Origin of the sequence: Comamonas brasiliensis (assembly GCF_018292285.1) — a bacterium.
Taxonomy (GTDB): domain Bacteria; phylum Pseudomonadota; class Gammaproteobacteria; order Burkholderiales; family Burkholderiaceae_C; genus Comamonas; species Comamonas brasiliensis.
On record NZ_JAANES010000006.1, the window covers coordinates 193,518 to 205,885 of the forward strand.

A 12,368-nucleotide genomic window follows, 5' to 3' on the forward strand; every position below is an offset into this window, starting at 1 on the left:
AGACGCCCATGCTCAGGTCGGGCGATATCTGGCCATCGAGGCTGGCCACTGAGAGCATGCATGCGCCCCGAAAGCAAAAAGGCCTGCGCGGCCGAACCGCGCAGGCCCTTGACTGGCAAGCTGGCTCAGCTGGCTCAGCTGGCTCAGCTGGCTCAGCTGGCTCAGCTGGCTCAGCTGGCCAGCGTAATGGTCACCTTGGTATCGCCATAGCTCACGGTGGATTTGGCAAAGCCATCCACGGCAACGCTATCGAACCTGTTGTGTACACCCTTGGCGGTGAGCACCACGATCTGGTCACCGGCCTTGGGAACGTATCCCTGGGTAAAGCTCACCTTCAGCGCGCCAGCCAGCGCTGCATGCTCGCTCACCACCAGCGCACCAGCGCTGCTTGCGGACAGCGCCAGATTCAGCGTACCGGATTTCTGGGTGTAGCTGCTTGCCACATTGACCTGGAGACCGCTGGTGGCCAGCGTGCCGCCATCGACATAGACCGCCCCCTTGCCCATCGCGGACGAAGAGTCGGCGCGCAATGTGCCCGCAGCAATGATGGTGCCACCGCTGTAGGTATTGGTACCTGTCAATGCCAGCGTGCCGTCTCCGCGTTTGGTCAGCTTGCCGCCGCCGCTGATGTCGTTGCGCCAGCGGTCAAAGGAGCAGAAGCCCGAGACGCAGAAGCCGTCGGTACGGTTGTTCATGGTGACGCTGACGTCGGCCTCAAACCGGCCATAGCCGCTGGCCGCATCGAACAGGTTCAGGCGGCCAAAGCCTTCCTCGTCGTCCAGCACCGGATAGCCCGAATCAATGGCCGTGGTCTTGAGCACTGCGCGTCGCTGGTCGGCACTTAAGTAGGGGAAACGGGTTTCCAGCAGAGTTTCCATGCCCTTTGGCACGACGGCCGGCTTGCCTGCCTTGGCGCTGTCCTTGGCAAAGCCAAAGGTCAGGCGGCGCAGATAATCGGCTCTGGCAGCCTGGAAATCCGCGAAACGGTCTTCGCTGACACTGGCCGAGTGGGCGATATTCCAAAGCTCGACCCCGGTCTTCGCGCCGAGCCTGGTCCGCAGCTGATCCTGGGCCTGCTGGAAAACGACCGCACGCTGGGCTTCGGTATATGAGAGGCCCCGATCCCCAGCACCTTTGAGGAAGGGCATCCAGACGGAGGAGCCAAGCATGCGCCCGCCCATGACGCCCAATGCCGAGTGCATGCCTGCGCGGATGCGGTTCTCTCCGGCCTCCAGTCCACGGGCGACAGCTTCATGGAAGCGCTGCGGTGCCACGTAAGCAACGGCCATGGAGTAGCGCACGAATTCGGCAGTGTGGCCGCTGGGGAAATCGGAGTCCTGCTGTGCTTTCGTCTGGGCTGCCGCCGCGTCATCGCCTGCCGCGCGGCGCGACAGCAGCTCGGGCAGTACCTTGACCACCGGAAGGCTGCTGTCTGCTGCAGACCAGCGGTAGGGACGGGCAAACTTGTAGAAGCCCTTGGGCCCGTTGTCCGAAGCAATGTTGCCCACCGTGGCATTGTCCACAAACTGAAGCACCGCGCCGAATTCGGGATTGGTCTGCGTGCTGGTGTCGCCCCATCCCGATTTGGGATTCTTCGCAAGATCGTCCCAGGCTTGGCCCAGCGGGCCCAGCGAGCCGCCCATGACGGTGCGAGTGACCTTGTTGCCGGTATCGTCCAGCTTGATATCTTCCTTCTGCGCATCGGTGTAGCTGGTCTGTGTGGTCAGCTTGGAGGAATACGCCATGTTCTGCAGGAACAGATCGTTCCTCTTGACCGATCCCGTAGTCCCGGCCGTTGGCGCCTGACCTGGCGTGCCATTGGTGTTGTCGGCAGTCAGCACATGCCAGACGCCATTCCAGGTGGTCAGGGCGAACGCATCACAAGCTTCCTTGCCGGCCACATTCTTGTCCGGCGTGGTCGCACCGGCGGCAAAAATGCCGGCATAGTCGGAAGCCTTGAAGCCGTTCATCTTGCGCTCGGAAGGCTCCCAGATATCGAGAAAGCCCGACAGGATGCGCAGCGTGCTGTTGGTTGTGTGATCGGCGTAGCAGGAATTGTTGCCGTCGGCCGTTGCATCGTGTCTGCCGGAGTTGTAGACCGTGGCATCTTCCCGGTACCTGGGCACATCCGTGCGCGACGCAGGCATGCTGGCGGCGGCTTGCGGAGTGGTGTTGAACGTCTCCGTGCCCAGTCCTGCGGGCGGGCCGGGGATGACATAGCCCTCGGCGGTCTCTTCGGCGCTCCCGCCGCCGCCGCATGCTGCCAGGGTCAGGAGAGTTGCCAGGGCGACGGCGCGGAGCGCGAAGCTTGTCCTGGGCGCCGAAAAATGAACGGAAGTTTGCATACGCTAACGGATCTCTATGGACGAAAGCTCGCCATGTTCAAGACCAACTATGAAACCGTCGTGACATAACAAGTCGGTACGGTACGGTTATTCCCTCCTGCAGCTTGCGCCTGTAGCTGCCAGGGTTGGCTGCAACCGGCGTGCCAGGCAAGGTTCGAGCGACCGCGGCTGCAGGCCGCCATTGAACGTCTGAAGCTGCCGGACTCAAGCCGGACCAGCGCTCCTTGCTTCTCTCGAACCGGCCTTCGCATCTGCGATGGATAGCGGGCGCCAGGCATCATTCACCCCTGGTTTCGCGCCACAATCGGCAGCAGTACAGAACAGGCGCTCATATGCTCAATGCCTTGTGGCTCGGTTTTTTCTTGGTGGCGGCCGTGGCGGCGCTCGCGCAATGGTTGCTCGGCGGTCAGGCCCAGGTGTTCTCGGCCATGGTGCAGGCCCTGTTTGCCATGGCCAGGCTGTCGGTCGAAGTGATGGTGCTGCTGTTTGGCACGCTCACGCTGTGGCTGGGCTTTCTGCGCATCGCAGAAAAGGCAGGCGTGGTCGAATGGCTGGCAAAAATGCTGGGCCCGCTGTTTGCCAAGCTCATGCCCGAGGTACCGCGCGGCCACCCCGCGCTCGGTCTGATCACGCTGAACTTTGCCGCCAACGGCCTGGGGCTGGACAACGCGGCCACGCCAATGGGGCTCAAGGCGATGCGCGCACTGCAGGAGTTGAACCCCCAGCCCGACAGCGCGACCAATGCGCAGATCCTGTTTCTCGTGCTCAATGCCTCGTCGCTGACGCTGCTGCCGGTCACCATCTTCATGTACCGCATGCAGCAGGGGGCGGCCGATCCGACGCTGGTCTTCCTGCCGATTCTGCTGGCCACTTCCGCCTCCACGCTGGTGGGCCTGCTTAGCGTCGCACTCGTGCAGCGGCTGCCTCTCTTCAGCCCCGTGGTGCTGGCCTATCTGCTGCCCGTGGGGCTGTCGCTGGCAGCCTTCATGGCCTTTCTGGCCACGCTCAGCGCAGCGGCGCTGGCCCAGCTTTCCGCGCTCATGGGCAACCTCACGCTGTTTGCGCTGATCGTGCTGTTCGTGGGCCTGGGCGCATTGCGCAAGGTGGCCGTGTACGACAGCTTTATCGAGGGCGCCAAGGAGGGCTTTGATGTAGCCAGGAACCTGCTGCCCTATCTGGTCGCCATGCTTTGCGCCGTTGGCGTGTTTCGCGCCTCGGGGGCACTGGAATATGCGCTATCGGCCATCCGCTGGACGGTGGACGTTCTGGGCATGGATGCCCGCTTTGTCGATGCCCTGCCCACGGCGCTGGTCAAGCCCTTTTCCGGCAGCGCGGCACGCGCCATGCTGATCGAGACCATGCAAAGCCAGGGTGTGGACAGTTTTGCGGCTCTGGCCGCAGCCACGATTCAGGGCAGCACCGAAACCACGTTCTATGTGCTGGCCGTGTACTTTGGAGCCGTGGGCATTCAGCGCGCGCGCCATGCCGTGCCCTGCGCGCTGGTGGCCGAGCTGGCCGGCGTGGTCGCCGCCATCGTGGTTTGCTATCAGTTTTTTGGATGAATCCCTGAACTGGCGGGCGTTGCAAGCCATTTTTCATCAAATCAACCGGAAAGAGCAATGCCATGGACATCGCAGCTTCCCTGTTCCAGGCCTCCTGGCAGCGCACATGGCAGGCTCTGGGGCTGACGCCGCCCGCAGATCTGCTGCCACGCCTGCTCGAGGCCTGGGCCGAACCCCAGCGCCACTATCACACCCAGCAGCATCTGGCCGAATGCCTGGGCCAACTCGACTGCGTCTGGGAACAGGCGCAGCGGCCCGGCGAAGTGGCTGTGGCACTCTGGTTTCACGATGCCGTCTACGACATCAAGGCCAGCGACAACGAGCTGCGCAGCGCCGACTGGGCGGCTCAGGCACTGCAGGACAGTGGCGCGCCCGAGGCCTGCTGCCGTCGGGTGCATGAGCTGATCATGGCAACCTGCCACACCGCCACACCCACGCAGGCCGATGCCAGGTTGCTGGTCGATATCGATCTGGCGATTCTGGGTGCCGACCCGGTACGTTTTGCCGAATACGACCGTCAGGTCGCCGCCGAATATGCCTGGGTGCCGCGTCTGGTCTATGGCTTCAAGCGCAAGCAGGTGCTGCGCGGCTTTCTGGACCAGGCCTTCATCTATGCCACACCGCACTTTCGGCAACTGCTGGAGGCCCAGGCCCGCAGCAATCTGCAGCGGATCACCTGAACAGGTCTACATCTCGTCAATGACCGTGCTGGCCGTGGCGCTCAGCGCGGGCGCCCTGCCCTCATGGGCCTCGACGGCAAAGCGGTCGCGGCAGTTGACGTAGAAGCTGGCCCCGAAACGCCCCACCGGGAAGAACTCCTGCAGACGCACCCGCCATTTCTCGGTGTCCACCAGCCCTTCGCGCACGGCCAGCCACTGGACGCGGCCGATAAAGACATAGCGACTCTCGGTCTCCAGCGTCTCGTGCAACACGCATTCAAAGGCCACTGGCGCTTGGGCAATGCGCGGCGGCTGCACGCTCTGCGACGGGGTCGCTGTCAGGCCTGTGTGCTGCAACTCGCTGTGCTCGGGCGGCAGGCTGTCGCCGCAACGGTGCATGGCGGCGGCCATGGCCTCGTCGGTGATGTGCACCACGAACTCGCCCGTGCGCAGGATATTGGTGGCCGTGTCCTTCTGCACCATATCCTGGCGCTTGTTGACGCTGAGCATGACCACCGGCGGGTCCTCGCCCATCATGTTGAACATGCTGAAAGGCGCCGCGTTTACCGTGCCATCGACTCCCAGCGTGGTCACGAGTGCAATCGGGCGCGGCACGATCAGGCTAGCCATCAGCTTGTAGCGGGCATAGGTGTCCAGTTGCGCAAAATCAATTTCGGTCATTGCAGTCTCTCCCGGCCCTTGCGGCCGTTATCGCCCTGGCGGCGGATCTGGTATGGATTCGATAGCAGGCTGCGCAATCAGCAGCAGCCCTGAAGCTGTGCAGGACTGCAATATTCATGCCGGACGCCTCCGGCCGACCCGCTCTCGATCTGCGCACGGCCACGCACCATCGCAGGCGCCCCATGCACCAGAGCCGGACATGCAGGTCCGGCACGCACCGTCGCAGTGCCCTCTCCAGCGGTTCACGCTTTGTATACACATTGGCATCGATCTTGCGCACAGGCAGCAGTCCCTTCGCCATCGATAAACCAAGGAGTCATATGCGCAAACGAACCTTTCTTCAGGCCGCCACGGCCGCTGCAGCCCTGAGCTGGGGCGCTGCCCAGGCGGCGGACACGCCGCTCAAGTTCCAGCTGGACTGGCGCTTCGAAGGACCTGCAGCCCTGTTTGTCCACCCCGAGCAAAAAGGCTATTTCAAACAGGCCGGTCTGGATGTGAATGTGGAGGCTGCCAGCGGCGCAGGCGCCATCCAGCGCGTGGCCTCCGGCACCCATGATCTGGGCTTTGCCGACCTCGCTGCACTGATGGAATTCCACGCCAACAACCCCGACGCGCCCATCAAGCCCGTGGCGATCATGGTGATCTACAACACCACACCGGCCTCGGTGATGGCACTCAGGAAGTCAGGCATCACCAAGGCCGCCGACCTGACGGGCAAGAAAATGGGAGCCCCCATCTTTGACGCCGGCCGCCGCACCTTCCCCATCTTCGCCCAGGCCAATGGCGTGGGCGAGGTGCAATGGAGCACCATGGAGCCGCAGCTGCGCGAAACCATGCTGGCGCGCGGCGACCTGGATGCCGTCACCGGCTATACCTTCACCAGCCTGCTCAATCTGGAGGCCCGCGGCATCAAGCGCGAGGATGTGGTGGTCCTGCCCTACGCCACGCACGGCGTTCAGCTCTACGGCAATGTGATCATCGCCAGCCCCAGGCTGATTGCCGAAAAGCCGGAAGCCGTACGCGCCTTCCTCAAGGCCTTTGCGCGGGGTGCCAGGGAAGGGATTGCCAATCCCGAAGCCGCCATTGCCTCCATGAAAGCCAAGGACGGGCTGGTCAACGTGCCGCAGGAGGTCAAACGCCTGAAGCTGACGATCGAGACCGCCATCGACAGCAAGGGCGCACGTGAAGAAGGCTTTGGCCAGTTGCGCACCGAGCGCCTGGCCAGGATGGCCGAGCAGGTTGCCAAGGCCTATGCCACCAAGAACCCGGTGCCGGCCAACGCCGTATGGAACGGCAGCTTCCTGCCCACCGCAGCAGAGCTGGACATCCTGCCCAAACGCTAGGCCTGCATAGAGTCAGCCACCGCCGAGGCCTCAGGCCTCGGGCACCATGGCGTCGGCATAGTCGTAGAGCTCGCCCAGAATCTCCTCGGCGCGCTCATCGGCGGTTTCGGACAGGGTGTCGATCATGGCGAACATCTGCTCCGCCGTGCGTGCCCCACCCTGGCCTTCGATCAGGCAGGCAGCGCGGTGCTGCTCCCAGCGCTGCTGCTCGCCGGCATTGAGGGTCTGCGGGAAGTTGCGCGCACGGTAGCGCCAGACCAGCTCGGTCAGGCGTGCGTCATCAAAGCCGGTCTTGTCCAGCGCCAGCTCCTGGGGCGAGAGGCGCTTGATGCGCTCCAGACGGCGGCGGTCCTCGTTGCCTACAAAGCCGCCATACAGATCCTGGTCGGCATCCAGCGGCTCACCCGCCTCGCGCGTGAAGACGGCCTTCCATTGCGCGCTCATATCGGGCAGGTCGCGGGCGATCGCCGCATTCTGCATCGCCAGCTCCATGTCCACGCCCCATTTTTCGGCCATGGCCGGGCTCAGGGTCTTGAGGCTGCCCACCACCATGGGCGACTTGTTGACGTGGATGCTCTTGATGGGCAGACGGCTCACACCCTCGGGCAACTCGGCCTGGCGCGTAAACAGGCGCAGACGCAGGTCTTCGATGCTGATGCCGGCCAGCTCCGAAGGGTCAGCTGCCAAGTCCCAGCAAATCACCTCGTTCTTGTTGGTGGGGTGGGTAGCCAGCGGCCACATCACGCCGATGCAACCACGTGCGGGGCTGATCATGCCGGTCACATGCAGAAACGGGCGTGCGTGCTCCTGCGTGGCGGGCAGGCCCATCTCGCGCAGAGCGCCTTCCTTTTTATGCAGACCAAAGGCAAAGTCAAACAGGCGCGGCTGCTTTTCTCGGATCAGCCGAGCCAGGGCGATCGTGGCGCGCACATCGCTCAGCGCATCGTGTGCCTGCTCGTGCAGCAGACCATTGGCGCGGGCCAGGTCCTCGAGTTTGAAGCTGGGCGTGCCGTCCTCCTTGGTCGGCCACTGAATGCCATCGGGACGCAGCGCATAGACCATGCGCACCACATCCAGCAAATCCCAGCGGCCGCAGCCGTTCTGCCACTCACGCGCATAGGGGTCGGTGAGATTGCGCCAGAACATGAAGCGCGTGATTTCGTCGTCGAATCGAATGGTGTTGTAGCCCACGCCCACGGTACCGGGCTGCGCCAGCTCGGCCTCGATCAACGCTGCAAACTCATGCTCGGCAACGCCTTCCTGCAGTGCACGCTGGGGCGTGATGCCCGTGATCAGGCAGGATTGCGGATCGGGCAGATAGTCATTGGCCGGCTGGCAATACCACATCACGGGCTCGCCGATCTCGTTGAGCTGGTCATCCGTGCGTATGCCCGCAAACTGCGCGGGACGGTCATAGCGCGGCTGAGCGCCAAAGGTTTCGTAGTCGTGCCAGAAGAAGGTATGAGCCATGGGCCCGAAGTATGCCTGCGAACCGGCACAGCTTAGGACTCAGCCCCATCAACTTCAAGCCTTTTTGGCCTTTATCCCTTATGGATAAAGCGCAAGCAGCTATCAATATGATTGTTTGAGCTGCTCCCAATTCAAACCAAATTTGTGCAGAAATTTACGCAGCCGGTCTGCATCGTTGACCACGGCTTTCTGCTGGCGCGACTGATCAAACAGTTTGCGACCCGCATCGGACAGCGTAGTCGATGCGCGGCAGACGGCGATGACGGACTGCAGTTGCAAGCGGTCAAACAGATCGATCTGGGCGATGGCGTCTTCGGACAGATAGTCGCCCAGATCCACCTCAGCCTTGGGCAGGACATGGCTTTGCGAATGCTGCCACAGCCAGTCCAGGCGCTTGATCTCGGCCTCCACCTGCCTGGTCGTGATGCGACCGCTGTCGGCCAGCGTGGCCAGCCGCGTGATGCTGGCCGCAAGGTCGCGGAAGTTGCCGCTCCAGGGAGCCTGGGCAGACTTGGCGAACTGCAGATACAACGCCCTGGCCTCGGCGTTGAAACGCACGGAGCTGCCGGTCTCGGCCACGGCGCGCAGCAGCAGGTGGTCGATATTGGGCTCCAGATCCTCGGGGCGCTGTGCCAGGCCTGGCAAGGTATAGGACCAGAGATTGATACGCGCGAACAGGTCTTCGCGAAAGCGCCCCTCGGCCACATCGACGCGCAGATCGCGATGGGTGCCGGCTATGAGCTGGAAGTCGCTGCTGACCTCCTTGTCGCTGCCCATGGGGAAAAAGCGCTTTTCCTCCACGGCCTTGAGCAGCATGGCCTGCTCGTCCAGACCGAGCTCGCCGATCTCGTCGAGAAACAGCACGCCTTCATGCGCCGTCCGCAGCAGGCCAGCACGGTCTGCTGCGGCCCCGGTGAACGCGCCCTTTCTGTGGCCGAACAAGGTGGAGGCCGCGCCGTCGCCGCGCAAGGTAGCGCAGTTGACCTCGACAAAATCGCCGACCACCTGGTGGCGCGATTTCTTGAGCTCGAAGATGCGCCGCGCCAGATGCGACTTGCCCGCACCCGTGGGCCCGGTGAAAAGAATCGGTGCACGCGAGCGAATCGCCACGCGCTCTATCTCTTCAATCAACTGGTTGAACTGCGGGTTGCGCGTGGCAATGCCGTTCTTGAGGAAGTCCAGCGCCTCGGTCTGGGCCTGATGGAAGCGCTGGGCCAGGGCTTCGTAGCGCGTAAGGTCCAGATCGATCAGGATCATGCTGCCCGGCGAGCCCGCCTGCTGCTTGCGCGGTGGCGAGGTTTGCAGCAGCACACCCGGTATCTGGCGCGACTCCACCATCAGGAACATGCAGATCTGGGCCACATGGGTGCCCGTGGTGATGTGCACCCAGTAATTCTCACGCTCGGTATCAAAACGGTAATTGCGCGCCCAGTCATAAAGCGCGGCATACATCTCGCCAAAGTCCCAGGGGTCCTGGACCTCGGAGTCCACCAGGTTGACCCGGGTTTCGGGCGAGACATTGGCAATGTCCTGCACCAGGGTCTGCGCCAGCTTGTCATAGCGGCTGGAGTACAGCAGCTCCAGCCGGTCTATCACCTGGTCTTCGTGCTGCATCAGAGACACCGTGGGCCGCCACTTGCTCCAGCGCCCTGCTCCCTGCCCTGAATCAAGCTGCGTGCCCATGAAGCCAATCACCACATTCTTTTTGGACATATCTTTCCAGATAAATATCTATCTTTAATTCTAATAATCTTTCAATCCCTCTTCCACCACATCTACCACAACAAACAGTTGAAATGAAATTTATCCAATAAATTCAATGGATTGCAAATTAATCACTCCCTCTTCAAGAAGTTGGCACACCGCTTGCAATAACCAAAGCATCTGCAAGTTGAATGCAAACAGGAGAAGAAGAATGGTCAACACGCAATTGTTTCAAACCAGCCGCGGCGCACTGGCTGCAGCCGCCAACACGGTCAATCAGCAAAGCGCAGCAGCCTATGCCTTCAGCCCCCGCCACCAGCTGGCCCAGATGGCCGTGACCGGCTGCCTGAGCCAGACTTTCTATGCGGATGGTCAGGATCAACTGGAGCAGCTGGGCAATCTGGTGCTGGAAGTGGACACGCGCTTTACCGCCCAGACGGCCGTCTATGCCCGCCAACGCGGCTATATGAAGGACATGCCAGCCACCCTGGCTGCCGCGCTGGCCGTCTGGGATACCGCGCTGCTGAGCCAGGTGTTTGGCCGCGTGATCGACAACGGCAAGATGCTGCGCAACTTTGTTCAGATCGTGCGCAGCGGCGCCATGGGTCGCAAGTCCCTGGGCTCGGCACCCAAGAAGCTGGTGCAGAACTGGCTGCTCAATGCGAGCGAGAAGCAGCTGCTCAGCGCTGCGGTGGGCAAGCAGCCATCGCTGGCCGATGTGGTGAAGATGGTGCACCCCAAGCCTCAGGAGGCCTGGCGTTCCGCATGGTTTGCCTGGTTGATCGGCAAGCCTTTTGATGAGGCATCTCTGCCTCCCATCACCCAGGCCTTCGAGCGTTTCAAGCGCGATGCGGCCCAGGGCCTGGTGAGTGCCGAGCTGCCTGATGTGCCGTTTCAGATGTTGACCGCGCTGGAGCTGAACGCCCAGCAATGGGCGCAGATCGCCCGCAGCGGCTCATGGCAGATGGTGCGCCAGAACCTGAACACCTTTGCACGCCACGGCGTGTTCGAGATCAAGGGAATGGCGGAACTGATCGCCCGCAAGCTGGGAGATACCGACGCCGTGGCCAGGGCCCGTGCCATGCCCTACCAGTTGCTGTCGGCCTACCAGGCTGCCGGTGAGCAAGTACCGGCCCAGGTGCGCGATGCGCTGCAGGATGCCATGGAGCATGCCATTGCCAATGTGCCCTGCTTTGCGGGAGCGGTAGTGGTCTGCCCCGATGTATCGGGCTCCATGCACAGCCCTGTGACGGGTTATCGCGCCGGAGCCACCACGGCGGTGCGCTGCATCGATGTGGCCGGGCTGATGGCCGCCGCTGTGCTGCGCAAGAACAGGACAGCCCGCGTGCTGCCCTTCGAGCAAAAGGTGGTGAAGCTGGAACTTAACGGCCGCGACTCGGTAATGACCAATGCAACCAAGCTGGCAAAGATCGGCGGCGGCGGCACCAACTGCAGCGCACCACTGAAGCAGCTGGCCGATGAAAAGGCCAGGGTGGATATGGTGATCATGGTCTCGGACAACGAGTCCTGGGTCGACGGTGTGCGCCGCGGTGCCACTGAAACCATGTTGCAGTGGGAGCGCATCAAGCAGCGCAACCCCGACGCCCGGCTGGTCTGCATAGACATCCAGCCCTACGGTACGACGCAGGCCATGGAGCGTGGCGACATTCTGAATGTCGGCGGCTTCAGCGATGCGGTTTTCGATGTGGTGGCAAGTTTTGCCGAGGGCAGGCTTGGCGCCGAGCACTGGGTGGGCGAGATCGAAAAGATCGCTCTCGAGTCCCAGTGAGAGCTGATGGCGCGGGCCAGCAAACCCAAGGTTTGCGTTTGAGACGAGGCACTTAGCCGCAGTCAGTACAAAAGTACGACAAGGCTGAGCAACGACGTATCAAGGTTCGTGCTAGCAGCTCGGAGTTGAAGTGATCATCTGTTGCTGGCGAATGCCGGTGGGACTACATATCCAAACTGTCCCGTCTCACCAACCCTTGTCGCCCGCAGCAGATGTCCTGAATGAAGTTGAACGGTTTGAATGGCTGGCTGCGAATGCCGGTGGAACTACATGGGTGCCCGGATTGCAGGTTCGATTCCTGCCCGCCTCGTCGGATCGGAAGATCAACGAGCGGTAGCCAAAGGTACAGCACGGGTTATGTTTCACCCAACCCTTGTCGCAGCAAGACATTCATCACCACGGTTTGAGTTTGGCGCGAATGCCAGCAGGACTACATCGGTTGCCACGGGTTCGATTCCCAAGCCGGGAAACCGGTCATGGCTATGTCTTGCTTCTCTGGTCGCGCCGTCTTTTTTTTGAACACGACTTGCGCAAGCGTGAGTCCTGATGAATTTTCGGTTTGGCTGCCCTGCAGCGAATGCCGGTGGAACTACAGACTTTTAATCTCGTGGTCGCGGGTTCGAATCCCGCCAGCAGTTGCAAAGCTGTTGTAGCTCAGCCTGGTAGAGCACGATGTTTCACCACTCCTTGTCGCTGCAAGACCGCCATCCATGACATGAACAACAAGGAAACGACTTGCGCAAAACGGGTTCAGGCAAGACGACCGCCTCAGTAGGCAGTCAATTGTTGCCTTACTGTTTGCGCAAGTCCCGAAG

Annotated in this window: 8 protein-coding genes; 4 read left to right on the forward strand and 4 right to left on the reverse strand. The window is 62.1% G+C overall.

The genetic code is table 11. The features are described 5' to 3' along the window. Positions 1-170 precede the first annotated feature (170 nt). The gene (locus DJFAAGMI_RS21790; RefSeq protein WP_211459096.1) at positions 171-2,345 is read right to left on the reverse strand and encodes an autotransporter-associated beta strand repeat-containing protein; all 2,175 of its coding nucleotides are present in this window, start codon (positions 2,343-2,345) and stop codon (positions 171-173) included. Positions 2,346-2,677: 332 nt separating this feature from the next. Here DJFAAGMI_RS21790 and DJFAAGMI_RS21795 point away from each other — a divergent pair, with 332 nt between their 5' ends. Both DJFAAGMI_RS21795 and DJFAAGMI_RS21800 read left to right on the forward strand, forming a co-directional pair. Continuing rightward, a complete protein-coding gene (locus tag DJFAAGMI_RS21795; RefSeq protein WP_211459098.1) occupies positions 2,678-3,907 on the forward strand; it encodes a nucleoside recognition domain-containing protein in 1,230 nt (409 codons plus the stop codon). Between the two features lie 62 nt (positions 3,908-3,969). Further along, on the forward strand, positions 3,970-4,587 hold the full coding sequence (locus DJFAAGMI_RS21800; RefSeq protein ID WP_211459101.1) for an HD domain-containing protein: 618 nt from the start codon (positions 3,970-3,972) through the stop codon (positions 4,585-4,587). A gap of 6 nt (positions 4,588-4,593) precedes the next feature. Here DJFAAGMI_RS21800 and DJFAAGMI_RS21805 read toward each other — a convergent pair whose 3' ends face one another. Continuing rightward, positions 4,594-5,247: a flavin reductase family protein gene (locus tag DJFAAGMI_RS21805; RefSeq protein ID WP_211459103.1), complete on the reverse strand. Its 654-nt coding sequence runs from the start codon at positions 5,245-5,247 to the stop codon at positions 4,594-4,596. A 320-nt stretch (positions 5,248-5,567) separates the two neighbouring features. Here DJFAAGMI_RS21805 and DJFAAGMI_RS21810 point away from each other — a divergent pair, with 320 nt between their 5' ends. Beyond that, complete coding sequence (locus tag DJFAAGMI_RS21810; RefSeq protein WP_211459105.1) at positions 5,568-6,590, forward strand: ABC transporter substrate-binding protein; 1,023 nt, start codon at positions 5,568-5,570, stop codon at positions 6,588-6,590. Positions 6,591-6,620: 30 nt separating this feature from the next. Here the strand turns inward: DJFAAGMI_RS21810 and sbcB are convergent, their stop codons facing one another. Continuing rightward, positions 6,621-8,060, reverse strand: a complete 1,440-nt coding sequence (gene sbcB, locus DJFAAGMI_RS21815; RefSeq protein WP_211459107.1) for an exodeoxyribonuclease I — start codon at positions 8,058-8,060, stop codon at positions 6,621-6,623. Between the two features lie 102 nt (positions 8,061-8,162). Beyond that, the gene (rtcR, locus tag DJFAAGMI_RS21820; RefSeq protein WP_211459109.1) at positions 8,163-9,773 is read right to left on the reverse strand and encodes an RNA repair transcriptional activator RtcR; all 1,611 of its coding nucleotides are present in this window, start codon (positions 9,771-9,773) and stop codon (positions 8,163-8,165) included. A 202-nt stretch (positions 9,774-9,975) separates the two neighbouring features. Here rtcR and DJFAAGMI_RS21825 point away from each other — a divergent pair, with 202 nt between their 5' ends. Then, positions 9,976-11,553: a vWA domain-containing protein gene (locus tag DJFAAGMI_RS21825; RefSeq protein WP_211459111.1), complete on the forward strand. Its 1,578-nt coding sequence runs from the start codon at positions 9,976-9,978 to the stop codon at positions 11,551-11,553. The last annotated feature ends 815 nt before the right edge of the window (positions 11,554-12,368 follow it).

What these genes read in the sequence shown, in the direction of transcription:
- DJFAAGMI_RS21825 (WP_211459111.1), top strand. Translation starts at nt 9,976, where the DNA reads ATGGTCAACACGCAATTGTTTCAAACCAGCCGCGGCGCACTGGCTGCA.
- DJFAAGMI_RS21790 (WP_211459096.1), bottom strand. Translation starts at nt 2,345, where the DNA reads ATGCAAACTTCCGTTCATTTTTCGGCGCCCAGGACAAGCTTCGCGCTC.
- DJFAAGMI_RS21795 (WP_211459098.1), top strand. Translation starts at nt 2,678, where the DNA reads ATGCTCAATGCCTTGTGGCTCGGTTTTTTCTTGGTGGCGGCCGTGGCG.
- rtcR (WP_211459109.1), bottom strand. Translation starts at nt 9,773, where the DNA reads ATGTCCAAAAAGAATGTGGTGATTGGCTTCATGGGCACGCAGCTTGAT.
- DJFAAGMI_RS21800 (WP_211459101.1), top strand. Translation starts at nt 3,970, where the DNA reads ATGGACATCGCAGCTTCCCTGTTCCAGGCCTCCTGGCAGCGCACATGG.
- DJFAAGMI_RS21805 (WP_211459103.1), bottom strand. Translation starts at nt 5,247, where the DNA reads ATGACCGAAATTGATTTTGCGCAACTGGACACCTATGCCCGCTACAAG.
- sbcB (WP_211459107.1), bottom strand. Translation starts at nt 8,060, where the DNA reads ATGGCTCATACCTTCTTCTGGCACGACTACGAAACCTTTGGCGCTCAG.
- DJFAAGMI_RS21810 (WP_211459105.1), top strand. Translation starts at nt 5,568, where the DNA reads ATGCGCAAACGAACCTTTCTTCAGGCCGCCACGGCCGCTGCAGCCCTG.